At 72.8% G+C, this 23,853-nt stretch carries 24 protein-coding genes and 1 tRNA gene; 14 read left to right on the top strand and 11 right to left on the bottom strand.

Annotation, left to right across the window (positions count from 1 at the left end):
* The first annotated feature begins 480 nt into the window (after positions 1 to 480).
* Complete coding sequence (locus tag ACFT4A_RS16565; RefSeq protein WP_382830525.1) at positions 481 to 1,536, top strand: peptidoglycan-binding protein; 1,056 nt, start codon at positions 481 to 483, stop codon at positions 1,534 to 1,536.
* A 27-nt stretch (positions 1,537 to 1,563) separates the two neighbouring features.
* Positions 1,564 to 2,097 (top strand): chloramphenicol phosphotransferase CPT, encoded by a 534-nt coding sequence (gene cpt / locus ACFT4A_RS16570; RefSeq protein WP_382830527.1) that lies wholly within the window; start codon positions 1,564 to 1,566, stop codon positions 2,095 to 2,097.
* Between the two features lie 16 nt (positions 2,098 to 2,113).
* Here cpt and ACFT4A_RS16575 read toward each other — a convergent pair whose 3' ends face one another.
* The 3 genes from ACFT4A_RS16575 to ACFT4A_RS16585 form a co-directional block, all read right to left on the bottom strand.
* Entirely contained in the window at positions 2,114 to 3,331 is a 1,218-nt protein-coding gene (locus tag ACFT4A_RS16575) for a GNAT family N-acetyltransferase (protein ID WP_382830530.1), read from the bottom strand.
* 135 nt (positions 3,332 to 3,466) lie between these two features.
* Positions 3,467 to 4,126 (bottom strand): HAD-IA family hydrolase, encoded by a 660-nt coding sequence (locus tag ACFT4A_RS16580; RefSeq protein WP_382830532.1) that lies wholly within the window; start codon positions 4,124 to 4,126, stop codon positions 3,467 to 3,469.
* Between the two features lie 322 nt (positions 4,127 to 4,448).
* Positions 4,449 to 5,036: a TMEM165/GDT1 family protein gene (locus tag ACFT4A_RS16585; RefSeq protein ID WP_382830534.1), complete on the bottom strand. Its 588-nt coding sequence runs from the start codon at positions 5,034 to 5,036 to the stop codon at positions 4,449 to 4,451.
* A gap of 398 nt (positions 5,037 to 5,434) precedes the next feature.
* Here ACFT4A_RS16585 and ACFT4A_RS16590 point away from each other — a divergent pair, with 398 nt between their 5' ends.
* The 4 genes from ACFT4A_RS16590 (at position 5,435) to ACFT4A_RS16605 (ending at position 10,449) form a co-directional block, all read left to right on the top strand.
* Positions 5,435 to 6,079 (top strand): HNH endonuclease family protein, encoded by a 645-nt coding sequence (locus ACFT4A_RS16590; RefSeq protein WP_382830537.1) that lies wholly within the window; start codon positions 5,435 to 5,437, stop codon positions 6,077 to 6,079.
* Between the two features lie 80 nt (positions 6,080 to 6,159).
* Positions 6,160 to 7,797, top strand: coding sequence for an alkaline phosphatase D family protein (locus tag ACFT4A_RS16595; protein WP_382830540.1), 1,638 nt, complete (start codon positions 6,160 to 6,162; stop codon positions 7,795 to 7,797).
* 185 nt (positions 7,798 to 7,982) lie between these two features.
* A complete protein-coding gene (locus ACFT4A_RS16600; RefSeq protein ID WP_382830542.1) occupies positions 7,983 to 9,917 on the top strand; it encodes an FAD/NAD(P)-binding protein in 1,935 nt (644 codons plus the stop codon).
* 79 nt (positions 9,918 to 9,996) lie between these two features.
* Positions 9,997 to 10,449, top strand: coding sequence for a DoxX family protein (locus tag ACFT4A_RS16605; protein WP_382830545.1), 453 nt, complete (start codon positions 9,997 to 9,999; stop codon positions 10,447 to 10,449).
* A gap of 76 nt (positions 10,450 to 10,525) precedes the next feature.
* Here ACFT4A_RS16605 and ACFT4A_RS16610 read toward each other — a convergent pair whose 3' ends face one another.
* The gene (locus ACFT4A_RS16610; protein WP_382830548.1) at positions 10,526 to 11,074 is read right to left on the bottom strand and encodes a superoxide dismutase family protein; all 549 of its coding nucleotides are present in this window, start codon (positions 11,072 to 11,074) and stop codon (positions 10,526 to 10,528) included.
* Between the two features lie 229 nt (positions 11,075 to 11,303).
* On the opposite strand from ACFT4A_RS16610, the gene ACFT4A_RS16615 reads away from it, so the two are divergent.
* Complete coding sequence (locus ACFT4A_RS16615; RefSeq protein WP_382830550.1) at positions 11,304 to 11,909, top strand: DedA family protein; 606 nt, start codon at positions 11,304 to 11,306, stop codon at positions 11,907 to 11,909.
* 28 nt (positions 11,910 to 11,937) lie between these two features.
* Here the strand turns inward: ACFT4A_RS16615 and ACFT4A_RS16620 are convergent, their stop codons facing one another.
* Positions 11,938 to 12,168 (bottom strand): DUF2277 domain-containing protein, encoded by a 231-nt coding sequence (locus ACFT4A_RS16620; RefSeq protein WP_382830551.1) that lies wholly within the window; start codon positions 12,166 to 12,168, stop codon positions 11,938 to 11,940.
* Between the two features lie 102 nt (positions 12,169 to 12,270).
* Here ACFT4A_RS16620 and ACFT4A_RS16625 point away from each other — a divergent pair, with 102 nt between their 5' ends.
* Both ACFT4A_RS16625 and ACFT4A_RS16630 read left to right on the top strand, forming a co-directional pair.
* Positions 12,271 to 13,176: a ketopantoate reductase family protein gene (locus ACFT4A_RS16625; RefSeq protein ID WP_382830553.1), complete on the top strand. Its 906-nt coding sequence runs from the start codon at positions 12,271 to 12,273 to the stop codon at positions 13,174 to 13,176.
* Between the two features lie 51 nt (positions 13,177 to 13,227).
* A complete protein-coding gene (locus tag ACFT4A_RS16630; RefSeq protein ID WP_382830554.1) occupies positions 13,228 to 13,581 on the top strand; it encodes a hypothetical protein in 354 nt (117 codons plus the stop codon).
* A gap of 12 nt (positions 13,582 to 13,593) precedes the next feature.
* Here the strand turns inward: ACFT4A_RS16630 and ACFT4A_RS16635 are convergent, their stop codons facing one another.
* The 3 genes from ACFT4A_RS16635 to ACFT4A_RS16645 form a co-directional block, all read right to left on the bottom strand.
* Positions 13,594 to 14,196 (bottom strand): DUF305 domain-containing protein, encoded by a 603-nt coding sequence (locus tag ACFT4A_RS16635; RefSeq protein ID WP_382830556.1) that lies wholly within the window; start codon positions 14,194 to 14,196, stop codon positions 13,594 to 13,596.
* Positions 14,197 to 14,297: 101 nt separating this feature from the next.
* Positions 14,298 to 14,780, bottom strand: coding sequence for a DUF6153 family protein (locus ACFT4A_RS16640; protein WP_382830558.1), 483 nt, complete (start codon positions 14,778 to 14,780; stop codon positions 14,298 to 14,300).
* Positions 14,751 to 14,822 (bottom strand) — tRNA-Val (locus ACFT4A_RS16645). Before ACFT4A_RS16645 ends, ACFT4A_RS16640 begins: the two co-directional genes overlap by 30 nt.
* Before the next feature lie 203 nt (positions 14,823 to 15,025).
* Here ACFT4A_RS16645 and ACFT4A_RS16650 point away from each other — a divergent pair.
* The 4 genes from ACFT4A_RS16650 to ACFT4A_RS16665 all read left to right on the top strand — a co-directional run bounded on the left by ACFT4A_RS16650 (position 15,026) and on the right by ACFT4A_RS16665 (position 18,289).
* Positions 15,026 to 15,823, top strand: a complete 798-nt coding sequence (locus tag ACFT4A_RS16650) for a DUF4097 family beta strand repeat-containing protein (protein ID WP_382830560.1) — start codon at positions 15,026 to 15,028, stop codon at positions 15,821 to 15,823.
* A gap of 74 nt (positions 15,824 to 15,897) precedes the next feature.
* The gene (locus tag ACFT4A_RS16655) at positions 15,898 to 17,304 is read left to right on the top strand and encodes a hypothetical protein (protein ID WP_382830562.1); all 1,407 of its coding nucleotides are present in this window, start codon (positions 15,898 to 15,900) and stop codon (positions 17,302 to 17,304) included.
* A 22-nt stretch (positions 17,305 to 17,326) separates the two neighbouring features.
* Positions 17,327 to 17,548: a zinc ribbon domain-containing protein gene (locus tag ACFT4A_RS16660; protein ID WP_382830565.1), complete on the top strand. Its 222-nt coding sequence runs from the start codon at positions 17,327 to 17,329 to the stop codon at positions 17,546 to 17,548.
* Positions 17,549 to 17,596: 48 nt separating this feature from the next.
* A complete protein-coding gene (locus ACFT4A_RS16665; RefSeq protein ID WP_382830567.1) occupies positions 17,597 to 18,289 on the top strand; it encodes a DedA family protein in 693 nt (230 codons plus the stop codon).
* Here the strand turns inward: ACFT4A_RS16665 and ACFT4A_RS16670 are convergent.
* Genes ACFT4A_RS16670 through ACFT4A_RS16680 form a run of 3 tightly spaced genes read right to left on the bottom strand, consistent with a single transcriptional unit; the run spans position 18,183 to position 22,722 of the window.
* The gene (locus tag ACFT4A_RS16670) at positions 18,183 to 19,019 is read right to left on the bottom strand and encodes an HAD family hydrolase (protein WP_382830569.1); all 837 of its coding nucleotides are present in this window, start codon (positions 19,017 to 19,019) and stop codon (positions 18,183 to 18,185) included. The genes ACFT4A_RS16665 and ACFT4A_RS16670 overlap by 107 nt on opposite strands.
* The gene (locus tag ACFT4A_RS16675) at positions 19,019 to 21,511 is read right to left on the bottom strand and encodes a phosphoribosyltransferase (RefSeq protein WP_382830572.1); all 2,493 of its coding nucleotides are present in this window, start codon (positions 21,509 to 21,511) and stop codon (positions 19,019 to 19,021) included. Before ACFT4A_RS16675 ends, ACFT4A_RS16670 begins: the two co-directional genes overlap by 1 nt.
* A gap of 44 nt (positions 21,512 to 21,555) precedes the next feature.
* Complete coding sequence (locus tag ACFT4A_RS16680) at positions 21,556 to 22,722, bottom strand: HpcH/HpaI aldolase/citrate lyase family protein (RefSeq protein ID WP_382830575.1); 1,167 nt, start codon at positions 22,720 to 22,722, stop codon at positions 21,556 to 21,558.
* A gap of 228 nt (positions 22,723 to 22,950) precedes the next feature.
* On the opposite strand from ACFT4A_RS16680, the gene ACFT4A_RS16685 reads away from it, so the two are divergent.
* Complete coding sequence (locus ACFT4A_RS16685; RefSeq protein ID WP_382830577.1) at positions 22,951 to 23,829, top strand: TerD family protein; 879 nt, start codon at positions 22,951 to 22,953, stop codon at positions 23,827 to 23,829.
* Positions 23,830 to 23,853: the final 24 nt, after the last annotated feature.

The raw sequence follows: 23,853 nt of genomic DNA on the forward strand, positions 1-23,853 counted from the left end.
TCCGCGCAGGCGCCCGACGGAGCCGAGCGACACGCCCGGACGGACCCGGCGAAGGCCGCGCACACCGCAGGAGCCGCGCAGTCACCCCCGTCGGTCACCCCGACCGTCCGCCCACTCGCCGAGGCCGCGCAGCCGGGAGGCCCCGCGCACGCCCCCGGCGACGGCACGCGACCGCCACACACGGACCCGGCGGGGGCTTCCCAGCCGCCCTCGGCGAACACACCGACCGCACACCCGCACGCCCAGGCCCCACACCCCGGACGCCCCGCACACGCGCCCGACAACGGCACGCGACCGCCACACACGGACCCAGCGGGAGCCTCGCAGCAGCCGTCCCCTGACATCCCGACCGCGCCACCGCACGCCAGCGGCGACCCCGCTCAGGCGAGCGGCAGGGCCCCGGGACAGCCCCGGACGAACCCGGCGGAGGCCACGCGCACTGCAGGCGCCGGGCAGCCGCCCGCGCTCGACACCCCGGACATGCCCCTGCACACCGGAGTCCCCGCCCAGGCCCCCGACGGCACCCCACGACACCAGCTCACGGACCCCGCAGGAGCCCCGCAACCGCCCGCGCCCAACACCCCGACCGCACACCCGCACACCCAGGCCCCGCACCCCGGGAGCCTCGCGCCGCCGCCCTCCCCCGCCGACACGACCATGCCCCTGCACCCGGTGGACCCGGACGCGACCACCGTGCTGCCGGTCACCCCGGCCTCGGACGCGACCACCGTGCTGCCCGCCGTCCCAGCCACCCCCGCCCCGGATGCCACCGCAGTGCTTCCGACGCCCCTGACCCCGGACGGGGCCGAGCCGAGTGTCACTGATCTGCGGATGTTCGACAGTGCCGGGACGGCGGTGGCGGCGCCGGGCAGGCGGGAGTCGGTCGAGGTCGGGTCCGATGCCGAGTCCGGCGGGAGGAGCCGGCGGCGGCGTATCGCGCTGATCGCCGCGGCCGGGGCGTGTGTCGCCGTCGTGACAGCCGCGGGGTACGCGAGCGGGCTGTTCTTCTACGAGGGGCCCTCGCGGAACACCGCGCTGCCGGACGACATCAGGGCGAGCGTGCCGGACGCCCCGTCGAGCAGCTCGGCGTCCTCGTCGCCGGAGAAGAGCGCATCGGCCACGCCGTCGACCCCCGCCGCTCCACCCCCGGCCCCGTCCCCCACCAGCAGTCCGTCGGCCTCCCCGTCGCCGTCCAGGACGAGCGCCTCACCGAGCCCGTCGCAGACGGCCTCCCCGTCGGCGCCCGAGACGTCCGCGTCGGCGTCCAGCTCCGGGAAGAAGCCGCCGGACAACTCCCGCCAGGACGGCAACCCCAGCGTCCTGCGCCTCGGCGACCGCGGCCCGGAGGTCACCGAACTCCAGTCGCGCCTGCGCCAGTTGTTCCTCTACGACGACGACACCGACGGCACCTTCGACGACCGGCTCCAGGACGCGGTCCGCAACTACCAGTACTCACGCGGCATCCAGGCCGACGACCTCGGCGTCTACGACCGCGACACCCGGACGAAGCTGGAGTCGGAAACGCAGGAGCCGTAGACCACCCCGGCACCGTACGGTGACGCCGTGACCACACAGGTGATCGTTCTCAACGGCGGCTCCAGCTCCGGCAAGTCCGGACTCGTACGGTGCCTGCAAGAGGTGCTGCCCGACCCATGGCCGGCCTTCGGCGTCGACTCGTTCGTCGAGGCGCTGCCCGCGAGGATGAAGGGCTCGGACGGCGGCATCACCTTCGCGCCCGACGGCGGCGTGACCGTGGGCGCGGATTTCCGGGCCCTGGACGCCGCCTGGACCGAGGGCATCGCCGCCATGGCCCGCGCCGGCGCCAAGGTCATCGTCGACGACGTCTTCCTCGGCGGACCGGCGTCCCAGCAGCGCTGGCAGAAGGCCCTGGCCGGACTCGACGTGCTGTGGGTCGGCGTCCGGTGTGACGGCGAGGTCGCCGCGGCCCGCGAGATCGCCCGGGGCGACCGGGTCAAGGGCATGGCCGCGGCACAGGCACAGCTCGTCCACGAGGGCGTGAGCTACGACCTGGAGGTGGACACGACCCGCACCGAGTCCCTGGAGTGCGCGCGCACCATCGCCGCCCACGTGGTCTGACCCACCGGCCGGACGGTCAGAACCAGTGCAGGCAGTGCGGGGCGCGCTCGGCACGGAAGAGCGCGTCCGCGAGAGCGGCCGCGCCCGGGCGGTGGGCCCGAATGTGTCCGGCACGCACGAGCGTGCTCGGGGCGGTGCCGCCCAGGTAGACCGAGCCCAGGTCGCGCACGTCCAGGGACAGGTCGGGCTCCCGGTCCGTCGGGACGCAGTCGGCCTTGCCGTCCCGGACGGTCAGCAGGTAGCGGCCGTGCTCGCCGAGGAAGGGGTCCTCGACGTCGAGGACCAGCTCACCGTCCGTGAACCAGCCGCGCGCGGTCAGCGCACCGGGGACGTCCAGCAGCCGCACCCAGAGCCAGTCCATGTCGCCGCCCACCTCGCCGGCGCGGAAGTCCGCGAGCTGCCAGCGCAGCGGGTGCCCGGGCGGGACGTGCTTGAACACGACCTTGGAGACCAGGTCGTGTCCGAGTACGAACCGGGCCAGGGCCGTGAAGACGGCGTCGTCGGTGGTGATGGTCTCGTCGACCGTCAGGGTGCCGGACTCGATCGAGTAGCTGGCGTACCCGTCCGGGACGCCGTCGGTGTCGCGGTGCACGGCGACGTAGCGCGGCGCCGGCGAGATCGGGGGCTGCCCCGCGCGCAGGGCCCACCAGCGGTGCGGCCGGGACAGCGCGCCGGGCTGGGCGCGGCGATACCGGTCGTAGACCCCTTCCAGGATCTCGCCGCACTCGGCACGCCGCAGCACCTCGACCGAGCCGCTCGCCGGGGCGTCGGCCGTTCCGCGCGCCCGGGGCGCGGCGAGGGCGCCCTTGTGGCGCTCCACCGTCAGCTGCGCGGTGCGGGTCGCCGGCCCGTAGCCGAACCTGCCGTAGATCGTGGCCTCGGAGCACAGCAGCACGGAGAGGACGTTCCCGCCGGCCCGCAACTCGGTGAGCTGGTGCCGCATCATCGCGCTGAGCGCGCCCTGGCGCCGGTGCGAGGGCAGGACGCCGACGGCGGTCACCCCGGGGGCCGGGACGAGGTTCTCACCGGGCAGGGTGAGCTCGAAGGCGTACGCGCCGGCGGTGCCGACGGGCCGCCCGTCCGCCGTCAGGGCGAGCAGGCAGCGGTCCATTTCCAGCGCCGACCACCAGAGCCCGCCGCCCTCGACGGGGGTTTCCGGGAAGAGCCCGAAGGCGGCATGGAGGGTGTCGACGAAGACGTCGAGATCCTGGTCGGTCGTGGGACGGATCTCCATCGCTGCCGCTGCCTCCTCGGGATGCCGGCACCACGGCGCGTGGTGTCCGGCCCCAGTGCAGCGTCGACCCGTGACGAGGGCAAGCGAATTACGACCGCGGCCCTGTGTGGGGCCGGGGCACACCCCGGGGCGCACCTACCCGATGTGCAGACGGACCGTCCCGTCCCCGACCGCCTCCACGCGCACCCGCGTGAGGTCGTCCACCACGACATCCGGCTCGTGGACCGCGGCCCGGGGGCCGACCCCCACCACGGTCATCCCGGCCGCGCGCCCCGCCGCGATCCCGGCCCCGGAGTCCTCGAACACCACACAGTCCGCGGGCGCCACGCCCAGTTCGGCGGCGCCCTTCAGGAAGCCCTCGGGGTCGGGCTTGCTCGCCCCGACGGACTCCGCCGTCACCCGCACCTCGGGCTGCTCGAGACCGGCCGCGGCCATCCGCGCCGTGGAGAGCGGCACATCGGCCGAGGTCACGAGCGCGTGCGGCAGCCCGCGCAGCGAGGCGAGGAACTCCGGTGCCCCGGGGATCGCGACGACCCCGTCGGTGTCCGCGGTCTCCTCGGCGAGCATCCGGGCGTTGTCGGCGTAGTTCTGCTCCATCGGCCGGCCGGGCAGCAGCAGCGCCATCGACGCGTAGCCCTGCCGCCCGTGGACGACCTTCATGATCTCGTCCCCGTCGAGCCCGTGCCGCTCGGCCCAGCGCCGCCAGACGCGTTCGACCGCGGCGTCGGAGTTGACCAGGGTGCCGTCCATGTCCAGCAGGAGGGCGCGGGCGGTGAGCACGGCGGTGGCCGTCATCGGCTGCTCCAAGGCTCGGGGCGCGGTTCCAGCGCGGGAGGGGGCGGACGGCGGGTTCGCCTCACGCCCCGGAGGGACAAGGCGGCCCCGCCCGCCGGTCAGGGAAAACGGGCGAGGGCCACTTTGTTCCCCCACGGTACAAAACAATCCCCGCTTCGCGCCAGACCCCCCGGCAGACGTTCACCGACCGTTCAGCTCACACAGGCCCGCCGAGCCCCGGCGCACGGAACCCCCACCCGCCGAACCCGGCCCACCGAACCCGGCCCACGGAACCCGGCCCACCGAACCCCGGCCCACCGCGCCCGGCCCACCGAGCCCCCGCTCACCCGGTCACGGCCTCCCAGAGGCTCCACACCCCGAGCGCCAGCATCACCAGCGCCGCGATCTGCGTGATCAGCCGCAGCGGCACCTTCTTCATCAGCGCCTTTCCGCCGACGATGCCGATCCCGGCCACCGCCCACAGCGCGAGCACCGCGCCCAGGCCGACGGAGAGCGGGTCGTCGTAGCGGGCGGCCAGGTTCGCGGTCATGATCTGGGTGAGATCGCCGAACTCGGCGACCAGGATGAGCATGAATCCGGCGCCCGAGACCTTCCAGAAGGACTGGTTCTCCGGCTTGCGGACCTCTGCGTCATCATCGGCCCCGCCCATCCGCAGCAGCAGTACGGCCGCCCCGCCCAGGAAGAGCACGCCGGTCAGCGCCTGCACGAGCTGCTGCGGCAGCAGCGTCAGCACACTGCCCGCCGCGACGGCGAGCACGACATGCAGCGCGAAGGCGGCGGCGACACCGGCGAAGACGTAGGAGGCGCGGTAGCGGGTGCCGAGGACGAGGCCGGCGAGGGCGGTCTTGTCCGGCAGTTCGGCGAGAAAGACGACGCCGAAGACGACGGCCGTCACGGTCAGGCTGATCAAGGGTTCCTCAATCGGTCGGGACTGCCCCACCGAGAGTGCTGAACCTTCACGCGACACACCTCGGCACGGCAGCACACACGGCACCCGTACCGGTAGGCACGGGCGTGCACTGCTTGCCGAAGGTCTCGCTGGCGGGGCCCCTGGATGGACCAGAAGGACCGCCTCCGGGCGCCGGCTCAGACGAGCTGAGCAGTATGTCGACGGTCCGGCGAAGAGCTACTCCCCTTCTGCGCCGTCCATCGTACGCGACGTCCCCGAACCGACAGTTCCGCCTCGAACTCTTGTCATGTCATGAACTCGTCACTACCTTCTCACCTCACGCACATCTCCCCGCAACACGGCGCGGCGAGCATTCTCCCGCTCGCCGCCCAACACCCCCACCCCACAAGGGAGTTCGCATGCCGAAGTTCTACGCGCGTCGACGGCTCAGCATACTCGCGGGCCTCACCGGCCTCATAGCCTCGGCCGGACTGATCAACGGTCCGGCCGCCTCCGCCGCCCTCCCCACGCCCGTCAGCGCGGCCACCGCCCGCACCTACCTGTCCTCGCTCACCGTGGCCACCGAGGACCGCACCGGCTACGACCGCGACCTCTTCCCGCACTGGATCACCCAGTCCGGCGCCTGCAACACCCGCGAGGTCGTCCTCAAGCGCGACGGCACCAACGTCCAGCAGAACTCCTCCTGCGCCGCCACCAGCGGCAGCTGGTACTCCGTCTACGACGGCGCCACCTGGTCCGCCGCCGCCGACGTCGACATCGACCACCTGGTCCCGCTGGCCGAGGCATGGGACTCCGGCGCCGACTCCTGGACGACGTCCCGCCGCCAGTCCTTCGCCAACGACCTGACCCGCCCGCAGCTCATCGCGGTCACCGACAACGTCAACCAGGCCAAGGGCGACCAGGACCCGGCCACCTGGATGCCCTCCCGGACGGCGTACCGCTGCACCTACGTCCGCGCCTGGGTGCAGGTGAAGTACTACTACGGCCTCTCGGTCGACTCCGCCGAGAAGTCCGCGCTGACGAACTATCTCGCGAGCTGCTGACACCCAGGTATTTCCGGCCGGGATCTCCCCGCTGACCTCAGTCGTTCCGTACCGTACGGGGCGACGGAGAGGGGACCATCATGGCCGGACTGCGCCTCGGACCACTGCTGAGGTACACCGACGGCTCGTCCGCGACCGTATGGGTCGAGACGAGCCGTCCGTGCTCCACCGAGGTGCGCTGCGCCGACGGCGCCGGAGGCTCGGCCCACACCTTCCAGATCGCGGGGCATCACTACGCGCTGATCCCGGTGACCGGCCTCACCGCCGGTACGACCACGACGTACGAGGTCCTCCTCGACGGCACCCGCGTATGGCCGCTGCCCGGCTCCCCCTTCCCGCCCTCGGCGATCCACGCGCCGGGCCCGCAGGACGGCCTCCGTGTCGCCTTCGGCTCCTGCCGGTGGGCCGCCCCTCCCGCGGGCGGGCACGATCCCGTAGGCCCGGACGCCCTGGACGCGCTCGCCACCCGTCTCGCGGCCGACCCGGAGGGTGAGCGGCCCGACGTCCTGCTGCTGCTCGGCGACCAGGTGTACGCCGACGAGACGTCCGACGGCACCCAGCGCTGGCTGGCGGCCCGCCGCGACCTGAGCGACCCGCCGGGCGACGGGGTCGCGGACTACGAGGAATACACGCACCTCTACTACGAGTCGTGGCTCGACCCGCGCATCCGCTGGCTGCTGTCCACCGTGCCCAGTTTCATGATCTTCGACGACCACGACGTGATCGACGATTGGAACACCTCCGCCGCCTGGCTCACCGACATGCGCGCCACCGACTGGTGGCAGGAGCGGCTGCTGAGCGGCCTGATGTCGTACTGGGTCCACCAGCACCTCGGCAACCTCTCCCTGGAGGAACTGGCGGCCGACCCGGTGTACGAGGGCGTCCGCGAGGTCCCCGACGGCACCGACGTGCTGCGCGCCTTCGCGGCCCGGGCCGACGCGGACGCGACCACGGCCCGCTGGAGCTACCGGCGCGACTTCGGGCGCGTACGCCTGCTGATGGTGGACAGCCGGGCGGCCCGTGTCCTCGCCGAGGACGGCCGCGCGATGCTCGACCCGGGCGAGGAGGCCTGGCTGCGCGAGCAGGTACGGGACACGCCCGAGGCCTACGACCACCTCCTCATCGGCACCTCGCTGCCCTGGCTGCTGCCGCATCTGGTGCACGACGCCGAAGGGTGGAACGCGGCGCTGTGCCGGGGTGAACGAGGCGAGCGCTGGGCGCGGTTCGGGGAGAAGGTACGGCGGGCCGCCGATCTGGAGCACTGGTCGGCGTTCCCCGAGTCCTTCGCCGGGCTGGCGGAGCTGATCGCCGAGGCCGGCTCGGGGCGGGACGCGCCGGCGACGGTGTGCGTGCTGTCCGGGGACGTGCACCACGCCTACATCGCCGAGCCCTCGTGGCCCGGCCCCGGGCCCGACGCCCGGGTGGTGCAGCTCGTCTGCTCCCCCGTCCACAACTCCGTCCCGCTGTCGATCCGGATGGGCTTCCGCATCGGCTGGACCGCGCTGGCGCGCACCCTCGGACGCGGCCTGGCCCGGCACGGGCGGCTCCCCCGTCCGCCGGTCACCTGGCGCAAGACGGGCGGCCCCTGGTTCGGCAACCAGCTCATGACCCTGACCCTGCGCGGCCGTTCGGCCCGGCTGCGGCTGGAGCACGCCAAGGCGCGGCAGGGGGCGGGCCCTCGGCTGACGACGCTCCTGGACTCCGAACTTGCCCCGTAACACGCCTGTTCCACCCCTTTGCGACCGGCGTGTCCCGTGATGCTTGTGACGCATCCCACAGCGAGTGTCAATCCTTCCCCACGGACATCGGTTCCCGCTCCCGGCGACGGCATGATGAGGCGGACCGTCCGCTTCCCGACCGGCGGACCGCCGACACGCGCCCCACACGCCCGGGAGTACCACCCTTGTCTGCGTCGACCGAGGAACCCGTACCGGCCGAGACACCCGCACCGGTCTCCGTCGCCCTGGTCGGCGCCGGGCCACGGGGCACCAGCGTCCTGGAACGTCTCTGCGCCTCCGCCCAGGAACTTCTCCCTGCCGGTGCCCGGCTGACGGTCCACGTGATCGACCCGGACCCGCCGGGACCCGGCCGCGTCTGGCGCACCGCCCAGTCGTCCGAGCTGCTGATGAACACCGTGGCCTGCCAGGTGACCCTGTTCACCGACGACAGCGTGGACTGCTCGGGCCCGGTCCGCCCGGGGCCCAGCCTGTACGAGTGGGCGCGCGGCACGCTGGGCCCGGACGAGTACCCGAGCCGGGCCGACTACGGCCGCTATCTGGAGTGGGTGTTCGCCAGGGCCGTACGGGACGCGCCGCCGAACGTGCGTGTCGAGACGCACCGGGCCCGCGCGGTCCGGCTCGACGACACCCCGGGCGGCCGGCAGGCCCTCGCCCTCGACGACGGCCGCACCCTGACCGGCCTCTCCGCGGTGGTCCTGGCGCAGGGCCACCTCCCGGCGGCAGCGGACCCGGCCGGGCGGCGCCTCGCGGCCCACGCCGCCCGGCACGGCCTGCGCCACATCCCGCCCGCCAACCCGGCCGACGTCGACCTGTCCTCCATCCCCGCCGGCGAGCCCGTCCTGCTGCGCGGGCTCGGCCTCAACTTCTTCGACCACATGGCCCTGTTGACGACCGGCCGCGGCGGCCGTTTCGTCCAGGACACCCGGGGCGGCCTGCGCTATCTCCCCTCGGGCCGGGAACCGCGGCTGTACGCCGGTTCGCGGCGCGGCATCCCGTACCAGGCACGCGGCGACAACGCGAAGGGGCCGTACGGCCGGCACGTCCCGCTCGTCCTCACGCCGGAGACGATCGCGGGCTTCCGCAAGCGCGCGGACTCCGGGGAGGCGCCCGACTTCCTCGCGGAGATATGGCCGTTGGTGGCGAAGGAGGTCGAGACGGTCTACTACGCCGCGCTGCTCCGGCGGTCCGGTGCCGCCGCGGGTCAGTGCGCGGAGTTCACCGATCGCTTCGTGGCCGTACCGCACGGCGACTCCCGGGAGGCCGTGCTGCTGGACGAGTTCGGGGTGCCCGGCGCCGACCGCTGGAGCTGGGAGCGGGTGTCCCGCCCGCACGCGGGACGGGATTTCGCGCACCTGGGCGAGTGGCGCGACTGGCTGCTGTCGTATCTGCGCGAGGACGCCGCGCAGGCCGCCCTGGGCAATGTCCGGGGCCCGCTGAAGGCGGCCCTCGACGTGCTGCGCGACCTGCGCAACGAACTCCGGCTGATCGTCGACCACGGGGGACTCGCCGGCGCGTCCCGGCGGGACCACCTGGACCGCTGGTACACCCCGCTCAACGCCTTCCTGTCCATCGGCCCGCCCCGGCGCCGCATCGAGGAGCTCGTGGCTCTGATGGAGGCGGGGGTGGTGGAGGTGCTCGGGCCGCGTCTGGAGGTGGCGGAGGAGGACGGGGCCTGGGCGGTGCGCTCACCCGAGGTGCCGGGCTCGGTCGCCCGTGTGACAACCCTCATAGAGGCCCGCCTGCCGGAGGCCGACTTGCGGAGGACGGCCGACGGACTCCTCGCCGGGCTGCTGCGGACGGGCCAGTGCCGCCCGCACACCGCCGACGGTTACGAGACAGGCGGTTTGGACGTCACACCGCGCCCTTATCGCCTGATGGATCGTCAAGGTGTCGCACACACAAGGCGGTTCGCCTTCGGAGTTCCTACAGAGGGTGTGCACTGGGTGACCGCCGCGGGGGCCCGCCCGGGTGTGGATTCGGTCACGCTTTCGGACGCGGATGCGGTCGCCAGAGCCGCTCTACGTGCGGTTGCGGCCGGAAGTGACACCCAAACGGAGGTAAACCAGTGGCCAAATGTTGAACTTGCAAGCATCAATTAGGCACACCTAACGTGGGTTACTCATCGGTTCTGTCCCCCGACCGGCCTCCCCTGGCCGGCCGCCCGAAGGAGTCCCCCACATGACCGCACGCCTCAACGGCGCTCAGCCGTACGCTCTCGGACTGTTCCGGATCGTCATCGGCCTGCTGTTCGCCTGCCACGGCGCCGTCGCGCTCTTCGGCGTCCTCGGAGGTGCGGACGGCAAGGGCGGTACCGCGGCGACCGGCGCCTGGCCCAACTGGTACGCGGCCGTCATCGAACTCGTCGGCGGCATCCTGGTGCTCCTGGGCCTGGGCACCCGCATCGCGGCCTTCATATCCTCCGGCGCGATGGCCTACGCGTACTTCAAGGTCCACCAGCCCGAGGGCCTGTGGCCCATCGAGAACAACGGCGAGGGCGCGGCCATGTACTGCTGGGCCATGTTCCTGCTGATCTTCACGGGCTCCGGCGCGTTCGGGGTGGACCGGCTGCTGGAGCGCCGCACCTCCACGCAGGGCCGGCAGTCCACGGAGCAGACGCCGGTGACCGCCTGAGCCGCCCGGACACCACCACGGAGAACGGCGCCTTCCCTGCCTGGGGAGGGCGCCGTTCCGCTGTCCGGCGCGTCGTCTACTCGTCCCTGCCCACCGGCTCGAACGGCACCGTGAAGCAGGCCGCCCGGGCCCCTGCGCCGCCGGGCACGTCGTGGATCACGACCGAGGACGCCTCGCCCGGCCGGAAGCCCCAGTCGTGCCGGGCACTCGCCGCACCCGCGCCGCGCCGGTCGGCCGTGAAGTCCAGCCAGACCTCGTTCTCGGGGCTGACATGGTGCGCCTCGCCGGACGGCCGGTGCTGGTAGTGCCCGCCGGCGGCCTCCGGGTCGGCGCCGCAGGGCTTCTGGTGCACATGGACGCCGTAGGCGTGGCCGGGCTTCATGCCGGCCACCTTCAGCCGTACGGTCGTCGGGCCGCCGGGCGCGGTGTGCTGACGAACCTCGATCCACGAGCCCACCGGAACAAGACTCCTGTCGTACGTCAGCGCCACCGGCCGGTCCGCCGCGCCGGGCACGTCGAACCGGGCCTGCGCCCGCACCGAGTAACCCTCGACAGCCCCGGCACCGACCGGACCACCGGCGAACAAAGCCGTCACGACGGCGCTCGCGCATATCCCTGCCAGCATGGTGTGTACCGTTCCTCGCCTTGTGTCTGATTCAGCCCTTCTGTTGCTACGGGACACCCGCGCCCGGCGCCCTCCGGGACATGGCAGCCGGGTGACGACTCAGGGCGAACCCCGTGAACGGCCCGTCACACCCCAGGCGTACGCTGTATGGCTGTCATGGCCATTCCTGCCGCTCCCCGTGCGACATCGCGGCACGGTCTGGCCCACGGGGGATTCACGGGGAGTTGCGGTGCTGGAGCAGGTGGGGTCGCTGATCGGCAGCCCATGGATCTACGCGGTGGTGGCCCTGTCCATCCTGCTCGACGTGTTCCTGCCGGTGCTGCCCAGCGGCGTCCTGGTGATCACGGTGGCCACGGCGGCGGCCGCGGGCACGGCGACCGATGTGCCCGACATCCTGGCACTGACCCTCTGCGCGGCCACCGCCTCCGTCCTGGGTGACCTGGTCGCCTACCGCCTCGCCTGGCGGGGCGGCGCCCGTCTGGACCGGGCGATCTCCCGCTCCCGGCGCCTGACCGCCGCGCAGGAACGTCTCGGCACGGCGCTGGCCCGGGGCGGCGGCGCGCTCGTCGTCCTCGCGCGCTTCGCTCCCGCCGGCCGCTCGGTCGTCTCCCTCGGCGCGGGCGCCGCCCACCGCCGCGCCCGCGACTTCCTCCCCTGGTCGGCCCTGGCCGGCCTGACCTGGGCCGCGTACAGCGTCGCCCTGGGCTGGTTCGGCGCCCACTGGCTGGGCGCGAGCTGGCTGGCGACGGCGGTGTCGGTGGGGGCGTTGTTCGGGGCGGGGGCCGGGGCGGCGTACGTCATGAAGAGGGCGCCGCAGCCGTCGGAAGCGTCGTAGGAACTGTCTTCGTGAGGGCCGCTGGACCTCAGCTCGCGCGGCGAGGGGCGGCGCCGCGGATCTCCAGTCCGTCCAGCAACTCCTCCGTGGCCTCGGCGATGGCCTCCACGGCGCGGTCGAACACCTCCTGGTTGTGAGCGGCGGGGGCACGGAATCCCGAGACCTTCCGCACGTACTGCAACGCGGCAGCCCGAATGTCGTCCGCCGTGGCCTCCTCGGCCATCGCGGGGGGACGAAGTGTCTTGATGCTCCGGCACATGCCCCCAGTCTCACCCTTTCGGCCCCCGTACGACAGCGACCACTGTCATGATCTCCGCGAGGCGGCCACCACTCCGGGGCCGACCGACGAGAGGAACCCGACATGAGGAACGAACTCAGCGTGGCCGTCCTGGGCCCCGGCGGCGTGGGCGGCCTGCTCGCCGCGCTGCTCTCCCGCGCCGGCCACCGCGTGATCTGCCTGTCCGGCGAGGAGACGGCCCGGACCCTGCGCACGGACGGCATCCGGGTCCGCAGCACGCACTTCGGCGACTTCACGGCCCCGGTCGAGGCGGACACGGAGCTGCGTGAACCGGTCGACGCGTGCCTGGTGACCGTCAAGCACACCTCCCTCGACGCCGCCCTGACGCGCGTCCCCGCACCCGCACTGGCCGACGGCCTCCTCGTACCGTTCCTGAACGGCGTCGAACACCCGGCGGCCCTGCGCACCCGCTACCGCCCGGACCGCGTCGCCCCGGCCGTCATCCGCGTCGAGTCGACCCGGACCGCCCCGGGCGCCATCGAACACGGCAGCCCCTTCGCGGAGATCGACCTGACCGGTACGGCGGTGCCCCGCGCCCGCCTCGACACCCTCGCCGAGGCCCTCACCGCCGCCGGACCGGCCACCCGCGTCCAGGACGACGAGGCGGCGACCCTGTGGGCGAAGATGTCGTTCCTGGCCCCCTTCGCCCTGCTCACCACGCACTACGGCCTCCCCCTCGGCGAGGTCCGCACCCGTCACCGCGACGAGCTGACGGCCCTGGTGGAGGAGACGGCCGCGATCAGCCGCGCGTGCGGCGGCCCGGCCGATCCGGCCCAGGCCCTCGCCCGCTACGACGCCTTCCCGCCCTCGACGAAGTCGTCGATGCAACGCGACGCCGAGGCGGGCCGCCCCCTCGAACTGGACGCCATCGGCGGCGCGTTGCTCCGCGCGGCCGAGCGGCACGGCGTTCCGGCTCCGGTGACGGCCCGGGTGGTGGGCGAGCTGTCGGGAGAGCACAGGCTCGCGTGAACCACGGGAAGAGACTCGCCACTCAAATTCGAACAGGCGTATCATTGGGTCGTGGCTACGACCTATGACTTTCCGAGTGACCTCCTCGCCGGTCAGGAGGAACTCCATCAGGTCCGCGCCGAGCTGTCGGTCCTGCTGAAGCGGCTGCCCTGGTCGGTGGAGCCGGTGGACGGCTTCAGCGACGACAACGGCTGGCGCAAGGTCGAGCGCCCCGCCTCCCCCGGCTGGAGCGCCGACGAACAGGCCGAGGTGGAGAAGCTCCGCCGGCGGGAGCACGAACTCGCGGTGTTCATCAGCACGCACCGCTACTGGTCCGAACTCACCGGCCCCGAGCGGGTGATGGCCCGCTCCCTGCTGAAGCACGCGCACGAGGCTCCGCCGGAGGAGACCGACGGAGCCTCGTAACCGCGGGGGGCGTCAGCCGCGACTCTTGCCCAGGAGCTTGTTCATCTGGCCGATCTCGGCGTTCTGCGCGGCGACGATGTCACCGGCCATGGCCTTGGCGGGCCCGTACCGGCCCTCGCTCTCCTCAAGGGCGGCCATCTTCACGGCACCCTCGTGATGCTCGACCATCAGGGCCAGGAACTTCGTGTCGAAGGCCTTGCCCTCGGCCTTCTCCAGCTCGGCCATGTCCTCGCCGCCCATCATCCCGGGCATGCCGGAGTGGCCCGCTGCGGAGTGATCCATGCCGCCCTCAGCCCCGGGGGCGTCCTCGCCCCACTGCTCCAGCCAGCCGGTCATGGTCCTGATCTCCGGGTCCTGCGCCTTCTCGACCCGAGCCGCCAGGTCCTTGACCGCACCGGACGCGGCCCGCCCCTCGGCCAGCCGCGCCATCTCCAGCGCCTGCCGGTGGTGCGGGATCATGCCCTGCGCGAAGGAGACGTCCTGGGCGTTGTGCGCACTGCCGCCGCCGTCGCCGCCGTCCCCGCCGCACGCGGCGAGGAGGAACGCGCCGGCACCGGCCGCCACCACGAGGGCGGCCCGGCGCGTGAGGGTACGGATGCTGTACGTGCTGTTCATCTGTGAACTCCTGCTTCTGCAAGGAGGGAAAGGGGATTCCGGACACGTCGACGCACCGCACCGGTAGGGGCCTCGCCCCCGGCGCGATGCGTGCGCGGTGTCTAAATCCGCAGAAGCTGAAGCTCGGCGAGGGACGGCGGTGCACGCGCACCCTCCGCCTCCGCGACCGCCAACACCCGTACGGCGCCCTCCCCCGCGCCCGCAGGGACCGGGTCGGGAACGAGCGGGGGCAACACCGGCCCACCGCTCAGGGCACCCGACGCACAGGTCGCGTCGGCATGATGGACGGACCCGCCACCGCAGTGCGCGTAGGGCATGGCCTGGGAGTGCGTCTGAGGTGCGTGACTGTTCGGCACGTGCATCCCCTGCGGGACACCCCCACCGGGCGCCAGCCCATGCATCCCCAGCAACCCCGCCAACAGCCCCAGCACACACAACACACGCCACCGCCGCACGACTTGCCGCGGGGCACGCTGGAGGGGGCTGTTCACGGTGCCCATAGTAGAGAAACGCCCCGGGCCGATATCGGCCCGGGGCGTTTTTCGATGATCCGGTGGGCGCGGACGGTTTCGAACCGCCGACATCCTGCTTGTAAGGCAGGCGCTCTACCCCTGAGCTACGCACCCGGCTTCCCAGGCCACATGCCCAGGACGAGTCGACAGCCTACATTGCCCGGGGCACCGTCTCGCAAACCCTTGTTCGTGAGGGAGCCCCGGGGGATAACCCCACCCTTGATCCGGGAGTGGCCCGGATCCCCGCGCGGGCCCCGGATCCATACGGTCGTAGAGCGCTCAGGGAGCGCTCGTCGTCCGCCCAGGGGGAGATCGTCATGGCCCGCACCATCCGCACCGCCGGCACCACCCGCACCGCTTCCGTCCGCGCGATCGCCGTCGCCGGTGCCGTGGCCGTTCTCGTCGGCGGGCTCAGTGCCTGTGGGGCGTCCGCCGGGGACGACACCGATCCCGAGCTGCGGTCCTTCGGCCTCCAGGGGCGCACCCTGACCGTCGACTCCGACGACTCGGCCCTGGAGATCGTCGCCGCCGACGAGAACGCGGCGGGGAAGATCGAGGTCACCCGGTGGTTCAAGGGCTCGGTCGTCGTCGGCAAGGAGCCCAAGGTCACCTGGTCGATGCGGGACGACCGGCTGGTGCTGCGGCTGAAGTGCTCCGGCGTCGTCGCGGACTGCGCGGCCAAGCACCGCATCGAGGTGCCCCGGGGCATCACCGTGAAGGTCCAGGACGGCGACGGCAGCGTGCGTGCCCGGGGCTTCCGGGACCCCCTGAGCATTCGTACGGGCGACGGCTCCGTCCGCGTCACCGACACCACCGGGCCCCTGGACCTGCGCACCGGCGACGGATCCATCCGCGCGCAGGTCTCCTCCCGTGACATCCGCACCCACACCGGCGACGGCTCGGCCCGCCTCGAACTGGGCGTCGTACCGGACCGCGTGGAGTCCCGCGGCGGCGACGGTTCCGTGACCATCGCGCTGCCCGAGGCGAAGTACCGCGTGACCACCGAGACCGGCGACGGCGGGGCGGATGTGTCCGTGCCCCGGGACGAGAGCAGCTCCCATGTGGTGTCCGCCCGGACCGGCGACGGCAATGTGACGGTCCGGACAGCGAACTGACCGGCCCGTGTGTTCGTCCTCAACCGGTGGGAGAATGACACCGGGCAGGGTGGACAACAGCACGGGAGAGGGATGTGACGGCGACACCAAGGCAGCCGGATTCGCCGTCGGTGCCGCGCGCGCACAGCCCGCGCCGCCCGCTCCCCCGCACCCCGGGCCGTGCGCTGCGGGACACGCTCACCCTGATGGCGCTGCCGCTGGTGGCCGCGCTGGCGCTGCCCGCCACCTTCGCGGGCGGCGGCACCCGGCGCTGGTTCGGCGGCCGTGCCGAGAGCCAGCGGGCCGAGGCCCAGGCCGCGAAGGACGCCGCGGCGGCCGCCTTCTACGAGCTGGACACCGCCCAGCGCGACCTGCGCATCTCGATAGAGACGATCAACGCCGTCGACGACTCCCCCGCCGCCCGGCGTGCCGTCGCCGATTTCGACGCCCTGGGCGGCCGTATCGACGAGGTCAGCCACCGGTACATCAACGCCGTCGACGCCCACGACCTCGACCGCGACGACCTCGAGGCCTCGACCGCCTCCCGCGCCCGCACCGAGCTGACCGCCGCCAAGGAGGAACTGGGCCGGGTCAAGCAGGAGCTGGACCGTTTCGCCGACGGCCTCGGCCCGCTGCTCGGCAAGGCCGAGACCCAGCTGGCCCGCCTCGCACCCGCCGTCGAGCGCGCCCGCCAGGCCCTGCTCGGCGCCTCCAACGCCCTCGACGCCGTCCGAGCGTCCAATCTGAAGGCGGACGACCTCGCCGCCCGGCTCGCCGTCCTCTCCCCGGAGCTGACCAAGCTGAACCAGGGCGCCGGCCGGCATGGCGTGCCGGAGACCCTGGAGCGGGCCGAGCGGATCACCCGGGAGGCCGAGGCGATCCGTGTGGAGGCCGAGCGGCTGCCGGACCGCGCCGCCGAGATCGACCACCGGCTCGTCTCCCTGCGCACCCGCGCGCAGGCCCTGACCACCCGCTCCGAGCAGGTGGACCCGATCCTGAGCGAACTCCGCCGCCGCTTCACCGCGGCCTGCTGGCAGGACCTCCAGCGCGTCCCCGACGACGCCGCCGAACACGTCCGCCAGGCCGAGAGCAAGCTGGCCGAGGCCCGGACCGCCCGCGCCGAGCAGCGCTGGGCCGACGCGACGGCCCTGCTGTCGACCGCACGGGCCCTGCTGAACAGCACCGACGAGGCCGTCTCGGCCGCCGGCGACCGCCTGCACCGCCTGAACGCGGTGCAGAAGGACCCCCAGCAGGAGATCGAGCGCACCCGCTTCGCCATCCGCGACGCCCAGCGCCTCGCCATGGCCGGCCGCAACACCCCCGACCCGCGGCACGCCCGCCCCCTGGACGACGCCGTGTCCCGCCTGGACCGCGCCATCGCCACCCTCGACGGCCGCCACCCCGACTACTGGCACTTCCTCACGGAGACGGAGGCGGTCCGCCGGGCCGTGGCCCGCGTGGTCTCCCTGATCCGCGAGGAACGCGGCGCCACCGGGCCTTGACCACGCCGGATACCCTGTGCGCATGCCTCGCTACGAGTACCGCTGCCGGACCTGCGGCGACACCTTCGAACTGAGCCGTCCCATGGCGGAGTCCTCCGCTCCCGCGGCGTGCCCGTCGGGTCACGACGACACCGTGAAGCTCCTCTCCACGGTCGCGGTGGCCGGCTCGGCCTCCGCCCCGGCCCCGGCACCCGGCGCGGGCGGTGGCGGCGGGGGTTGCTGCGGGGGCGGCTGCTGCGGCTGACCTCTTTCCTCAGGAGCCCTTCAGCTTCGTTTCCCTAGCGTGGTCGGCATGACAGTCATCGCGGCGGACGCCGGACCGCAGTGGGTCAACGACCTCATGGACGCGCTGGGCGCACCGGGTGCCGGTCTCGCCATCGCCCTGGAGAACCTGTTCCCGCCGCTGCCCAGCGAGGTGATCCTGCCGCTCGCCGGGTTCGCCGCGAGCAGCGGGCGGATGAGCCTGATCGCCGTCCTGCTGTGGACGACGGCCGGCTCGGTGATCGGCGCGCTCGCGCTGTACGGCATCGGGGCGCTGCTCGGCCGTGACCGGACGGTGGCGATGGCGGGCCGGCTGCCGCTGGTGAAGATCTCGGACATCGAGCGGACCGAGGCGTGGTTCCTGCGGCACGGCACGAAGGCCGTGTTCTTCGGCCGGATGATCCCGATCTTCCGCAGCCTGATCTCCGTACCGGCGGGTGTCGAGCGCATGCGGCTGCCGGTGTTCCTGGGCCTGACCACCCTGGGCAGCGCGATCTGGAACACGGTGTTCGTGCTCGCGGGCTACACCCTGGGCGCGAACTGGCACCAGGTCACCGACATCGTCTCCGCCTACTCCAAGGTGGTCCTCGCCGGGGCGGCGCTCGCGCTGCTGGTGTTCATCGCGCTGCGGGCGCTGCGCCGCCCGGGCTCCGGCCGGCGGCGGCAAGGAACTCCCGCAGGATCCGCTCCCCGGCGAGAACACCCCGTTCGGGAAGCGCCCTGACCGCGGGAGCCGTCCAGTCGGTGTCGGCCAGCTCCCCGTGGCCCGGGCGCCAGCCCTGGTCGGCCGCGAGGAGCAGGTCGGCGTCGAGCAGGGAGTCGCCGGCGGCGAGGGTGAGGTCGGCGCCGGTCCGGCGGGCGACCTCGCGCATCGCCGCGCTCTTGGTGAGCGGCTTGGGAACGGCGTAGATCTTGCGGCCCTGGAGGGACACGGTCCAGCCGCGGTTCTCCGCCCACACCGCGAGTTCCTTCACCCATTCCTCGTCGAGCAGTTCCCGCTCGACGACGAGGTAGGCGAACAGGTCGTCGGCGACGCGGTGCTTGCGCACCCAGACCGGGTCGGCGGCCCTCAGCAGGTGCTCCTGCACCTCGGCGAGGGGCGCGCACTGGTCGGCCAGCCGTGCGGTCACCCGGGCGTGCCAGTCGGGGTCGGAGACACCGTCCACCAGGAGCTGGCCGCCGTTCGCGCAGATCGCGTACGTGGGGGCGGGGCCCGGCAGGTTGATGCGCTGGTACTGCTTGCGCGTCCGGGTCGTCGTCGGCACGAACACGGCCGCGTCGCCCAGGTCGGTGAGGAGCCGGGCCGCCGTCTCCGTCATGTACGACAGCGGCTTGCTCTCGTGCACCTCCACGCACAGCAGCCGGGGCGCCCGGGCGTCCGGCATGGTCAGCGCCAGGGCGGCGGCGGAGTAGATCAGGGTGCGATCGAGGTCGCTCGCGACGAGTACGGGCATCAGACCGACACCGCCTTGCCGTCGGCGCCGGTCGCGCCCCGGGTGTACTTGGGGTGGATCAACCCGACGCAGGTGTAGGGCAGTTCGGCGACCTCCTCGACGGGCACGCCGCGTTGCTCGGCCAGCAGGCGTACATGGTCGAGGTCGCTGCCCGCCCCGGCACGGGCCAGGACCTTCCAGGGCACGCGGCGCAGCAGCACCCGGGTGGTCTCGCCGACGCCGGGCTTGACGAGGTTCACGTCGTGGATGCCGTACTCCTCACAGATGCGCTCGACGGCGGCCCAGCCCTCCCAGGTGGGCGAACGGTCGGCGGCGAGCAGGTCCTTGGCCTGGGCGCAGGCCGCGTCCTCGACCTCGGGGAAGCGGGCGGAGACGGCGTCCAGGAAGGTCACCGAGACGTCGGTGCCGGTGAGTTCGCGGTAGAACTTCGCGCCGTGGAAGTCGTGCGGACCGACCAGGTCCGCCCGCAGCACGGTCCGCGAGATCAGGCCGGACACCGTGGAGTTGAGGCAGGCGGAGGGGATGAGGAAGTCCTCGCGGGTGCCGTAGATCCGTACGCAGGAGCCCGGGTCGGCCAGGACCGCGATCTCGGGGCTGAAGCCGGTGATGCCGTCGGACTTCTCGAACTCCTCCAGGGCCTGGGCGAGTTCGCGGGTGATGGCGCCCTTGCCGGTCCAGCCGTCGACGAAGACGACGTCCCGGGGGTCGTGGTGCGCGGCGAGCCAGCGCAGCGCGTTGGCGTCGATGCCGCGGCCCCGGACGATCGAGACGGCGTAGTGCGGCAGGTCGAGGCCGTGGCGGTACCGGGCCCAGCGGCGCATCAGGATGCCGACGGGGGTTCCCGCCCGGGCCAGGGAGACCAGCACCGGGCGCGGCCCCCGCTCGGCGAGGACCGTCTCCGTGACCACGCCGACCGCCTGGGCGATACGGGCCGCCGACTCCGCCAGCGCGGCGTGGAACAGCTCCTGGTACTGCTCGCTCGGCTGGTACTCCACGGGCAGCGACTCCGCGTAGTGCGCGCCGCCGCTCTGGATGGCCTCCTCGCGCTCCTCGGTCGGCGCCTCCAGCGTCACGTCCGAGAGGTCCTGGAGCAGCCAGCCGACCTCCTCGGGCGCGTACGAGGAGAAGTCGGGGCCGCGCAGGGGCTCGGGCAGCATGGAGGGCCTTTCGGGGGCGTACGACGGTATGACGGCGAGCAGGACCCGCGGCGTGTGCGCGGCGAGCCGGGCCAGCAGACCGTCGGGCGCGTGCAGTGCGGGGGTGTCCCCGGCCGAGTCGACCACCGCGACGACGGCGTCGAAGCCGGCGCCGGCGACGTTGTAGGCGTACCGTTCGCCCGGGCCGTCCGCGGGGTCGTCGTGGGCGGGGAAGGCGAGGCGGGTGCGTATCGCGTAGCCGGGGTCGTCGACGGCCAGGACGGGTGAGCGGGTGGTGGTCGAGTAACGGACCTCGATGTCCGGCGCGGTCCGCTCCAGCGTGGCGGCGAGTCGGAGGGGGGCGTACATCAGCTCTTCGAAGCCGAGGATGTGCACGCGGCGGGCGTCTGCGGGCAGCGCGTCGGCGATCCTGGCGGCCATGCCGGGCAGGGCGGCCTCCAACTGTTCCCGATGGGCCGGGGTGAACCCGTGCCGGGCGCCGTCCGGCAGGTGGGCCGGCCAGTGCAGGTCTATGACTGTGCGGTTGTCGTCCGGGTGCGGGCCGGTGGGGGTTGTTCGCGCAGTTCCCCGCGCCCCTAGGACGGACTCGTACCGCGCCACCAACTCCTGCCCCCGCTCCAACACCCCCTCAGGCAGCCGCACCGTCCCGGAAGCCGCAGCCACGAGATCCACCCGCGCCCCGATCTCCCGCGCGAACCCCTCCAGCCGCCCCGCGTCCTCCGCCGACCGCATGTCCACCAGCGCCACCACGACATACCTCCGCCGCGGATACCGTCCATGAAGATCACGGACAGTGTTCAGCACCGTGTTCCCGGTGGAGAACTCGTCGTCGACCAGGACCAGCGGCCCGTCCCCGGACAGCAGCGCGGGATCCTCCGGCAGCAGCAGATGCGAGGTCGCGTGGGAGTGGGCCTCCTCGAAGCCGCCGGCGGGCGCGAGACCCGCGACGGGGCGGCGCGTGGAGTGCAGGTAGGGCGCGAGGCCCAGCCCGTCGGCGACGGAGTGGCCGAGGCCGGTCGCGGTCTCCGCGTAGCCGAGGACGACCGCCCGGGCCGACTCCTCCTCGCCCAGCAGCGCTCGCACCCGGCGGCCGAGCTCGACGCCGTGGCCGTAGACGACGGACGGCGACTGCGGCACATGCTTGCCCAGCACGTTCGACACCAGCAGATGGGCCCGCTTGGGGTTGCGCCGCAGCGCCAGCCCCAGCAGGTCGGTCAGCCGGTCCTCGCCGACGAGCTCGACGCCGAGCCGCTCCGCGACCCAGCTGCCGGACCAGACACCGCCCGCTTCGTCGCGCACCTCGCCGCACACCCCCTCGTTCACTGCCTTCTCCACCAACCGTTCGGATTCTTCGGATGCCCCGCGGATGCCGGGCCGCGTCAGCCGGGCAGGCCGGCGGCGAGCAGTTCCACGAAGCCGATGTCCTCGTTCGCCACGCCGAAAACCTCGGCACGCAGCAGGGTCCGCTCGGCCCAGGCCCGATGCGGCTTCACCTCGTTCATCTTGTTCGTGTACGACGATCGAAGCACACCTCCGCCGCCCCGCTCGGGGCGCAGGATGTCCTGGGCGTCCGAGAACTCCTCGTGGCTGACGACCGACAGGGCGTGCACCGGAAGCACATGGGAGGGGTGGATGCAGGTCTTGCCCAGCAGGCCGTTGGCCTGGTCGAGGGAGATCTCCCTCAGCAGGCCGTCCATGGCGTGCTCGATCAGCTTCTCGCGCAGTTCCGCGGCCTGCACCTCGAGGAAGGGGCTCTGCCGCAGCAGCGGCTTGAACATGCGCTCCTGGACCCGGAAGTACTCCCACACCGGCCCGGTCACGGTGAAGCCGGTGCCGTCGGCGCGGCCCAGCATGTTCACCACGTCGGCGATCACGGAGGCGACGATCTGCACGTCGTACGCCGTCATGTCGGGGCCTCGGCGCAGCCCGTAGGAGGAGCAGAAGTCCGTCACGCCGAGGCGCAGGGCCAGCACGCGGTCGCGGTACTTGTCGACGGCCCGGGAGATGCCCTCCAGGGTCTCCACACGGGACTCGCGGTAGAGCAGCTCCGGCGACTCCAGCACAGGCATGGCGAAAAGCCGACGGCCGCTTTCGGCCTCGGCGCTCGCCAGCGCCTCGAGGAAGGGGATGCCGCGCTCCGCGGTGAACTTCGGCAGTACGAATCCGGACAGCAGCCGGGCGGAGGTGCCGAGCCGTCGTACCAGGTCGGGGATCTGCTCGGGGGCACGGACCCGGATGAACAGCAGGGGCAGGTCCGCGTCCGGGAGGCCGTCGAGGGCCTTGAACTGGCGGACGAGGTTCTCCTCGCCCGGGCCGACGTCCGCGTCGTCGATCGAGTCCTCGAGGCACAGCACCATCGAGACGACACCGCGTCCGGCCTGCTTGAGGATGTCGTCGGCGAGGCGCGGCCGGGTGGCAGGGCTGTAGAGCGTGGCGCCCAGGGCCGCCGCGAGCAGCCGGGCCGGGGAGTCCGGCGTGAACACGCACGGCTCGCGGTGGAAGAGACGCGTGCGCGTCTCAGGGGCGATGTGCCCGAAATGACGCATGGAACTCCCCCGTGGTGGTCGTGCGGCCTGCGAATCGTCGAAAGGTGGCCGGTAATAGTACGTAGAAGGCCATGTCAGAGGTTCCCATCAGGCATGAATTTCAGGTAACGCGGGCAAGCACAGCCAGGCCCGGCCATGACGACGGTAATCCGCGACGGCCGTCGGCGCCGCTCGTGGCGCCCGGCCCCCGCGTTGTCGTGAGCAGGACCGAGAAGGCAGGATGACCGCATGACGCACGCGATGCTGAAGGGGTCGAACGTCCCGCTGGAAGCCACCACGGTGCGCGCCGTGCTGCGCTGGACAACCGGACAGGGGGTTCCGGACGTCGATGCCTCCGCGCTGCTCCTCGGCCCCGACGGTCGTGTGCGCTCCGACGAGGACTTCGTCTTCTACAACCAGCCCCGGCACCCCTCGGGGAAGGTGTGGCGGCTCGGCAAGAAGCGGGTCGCCGAGGGCCTGACCGACACGATCCAGACAGAGCTCACCGGTGTCGAGTCGGGAGTCAGCCGGATTCTGCTGGTCGCATCGGCGGACGGCATCCCGTTCGACCGCGTACAGGCGCTGCGCATCCTGCTGTACGACGCGGCGGGCACCGAGGCGGAAGCCCTGGCGTACTTCGACGTCAAGCCGGAGACGGGCGAGGAGACCGCCCTGATCTGCGGCGAGCTGTACCGGCGCGGCGAGGGCTGGAAGTTCCGGGCGCTCGGCGAGGGCTATTCGAACGGGCTCCAGGGGCTCGCGACCGACTACGGCATCTCGGTGGACGAGTCGGAGGCCGCGCAGGAGACGACGGGCCTGCCCACCACGGCGGCGACCACACAGCAGCCCGCCCCCGAGGTGTCGAGGCCGCTGCCTCCGGAGCAGCCGACCGTCGTCCCCGCGCAGCCCGCGTACGGGTATCCGCCCCAGCAGCCGGCGACGACCCAGCCGGCGTACGGCTATCCGCAACCCGCGACCACCCAGCCGGCGTACGGCTACCCCCAGGCACCTGCCGCGGCGGGCGTCACGGGGGCGCAGACCGGCTACGGCTACCCGCCGCCGATCACCGCGGCCCCCGACCCGGACTTCCGCCTGCCCCCGCAGGGCCCGCAGTTCATCGGACGCTGAGAAGCCGCGGGCCCGCCTTCTCAA

Source organism: Streptomyces sp. NPDC057099, assembly GCF_042671245.1.
Classification (GTDB): domain Bacteria; phylum Actinomycetota; class Actinomycetes; order Streptomycetales; family Streptomycetaceae; genus Streptomyces; species Streptomyces purpurascens.

What these genes read in the sequence shown, in the direction of transcription:
- ACFT4A_RS16685 (WP_382830577.1), top strand. Translation starts at nt 22,951, where the DNA reads ATGACGCACGCGATGCTGAAGGGGTCGAACGTCCCGCTGGAAGCCACC.
- ACFT4A_RS16590 (WP_382830537.1), top strand. Translation starts at nt 5,435, where the DNA reads ATGCCGAAGTTCTACGCGCGTCGACGGCTCAGCATACTCGCGGGCCTC.
- ACFT4A_RS16665 (WP_382830567.1), top strand. Translation starts at nt 17,597, where the DNA reads ATGACAGTCATCGCGGCGGACGCCGGACCGCAGTGGGTCAACGACCTC.
- ACFT4A_RS16580 (WP_382830532.1), bottom strand. Translation starts at nt 4,126, where the DNA reads ATGACGGCCACCGCCGTGCTCACCGCCCGCGCCCTCCTGCTGGACATG.
- ACFT4A_RS16640 (WP_382830558.1), bottom strand. Translation starts at nt 14,780, where the DNA reads ATGTCGGCGGTTCGAAACCGTCCGCGCCCACCGGATCATCGAAAAACG.
- ACFT4A_RS16660 (WP_382830565.1), top strand. Translation starts at nt 17,327, where the DNA reads ATGCCTCGCTACGAGTACCGCTGCCGGACCTGCGGCGACACCTTCGAA.
- ACFT4A_RS16670 (WP_382830569.1), bottom strand. Translation starts at nt 19,019, where the DNA reads ATGCCCGTACTCGTCGCGAGCGACCTCGATCGCACCCTGATCTACTCC.
- ACFT4A_RS16595 (WP_382830540.1), top strand. Translation starts at nt 6,160, where the DNA reads ATGGCCGGACTGCGCCTCGGACCACTGCTGAGGTACACCGACGGCTCG.
- ACFT4A_RS16635 (WP_382830556.1), bottom strand. Translation starts at nt 14,196, where the DNA reads ATGAACAGCACGTACAGCATCCGTACCCTCACGCGCCGGGCCGCCCTC.
- ACFT4A_RS16565 (WP_382830525.1), top strand. Translation starts at nt 481, where the DNA reads ATGCCCCTGCACACCGGAGTCCCCGCCCAGGCCCCCGACGGCACCCCA.
- ACFT4A_RS16620 (WP_382830551.1), bottom strand. Translation starts at nt 12,168, where the DNA reads ATGTGCCGGAGCATCAAGACACTTCGTCCCCCCGCGATGGCCGAGGAG.
- ACFT4A_RS16680 (WP_382830575.1), bottom strand. Translation starts at nt 22,722, where the DNA reads ATGCGTCATTTCGGGCACATCGCCCCTGAGACGCGCACGCGTCTCTTC.
- ACFT4A_RS16610 (WP_382830548.1), bottom strand. Translation starts at nt 11,074, where the DNA reads ATGCTGGCAGGGATATGCGCGAGCGCCGTCGTGACGGCTTTGTTCGCC.
- ACFT4A_RS16625 (WP_382830553.1), top strand. Translation starts at nt 12,271, where the DNA reads ATGAGGAACGAACTCAGCGTGGCCGTCCTGGGCCCCGGCGGCGTGGGC.
- ACFT4A_RS16575 (WP_382830530.1), bottom strand. Translation starts at nt 3,331, where the DNA reads ATGGAGATCCGTCCCACGACCGACCAGGATCTCGACGTCTTCGTCGAC.
- ACFT4A_RS16605 (WP_382830545.1), top strand. Translation starts at nt 9,997, where the DNA reads ATGACCGCACGCCTCAACGGCGCTCAGCCGTACGCTCTCGGACTGTTC.
- ACFT4A_RS16650 (WP_382830560.1), top strand. Translation starts at nt 15,026, where the DNA reads ATGGCCCGCACCATCCGCACCGCCGGCACCACCCGCACCGCTTCCGTC.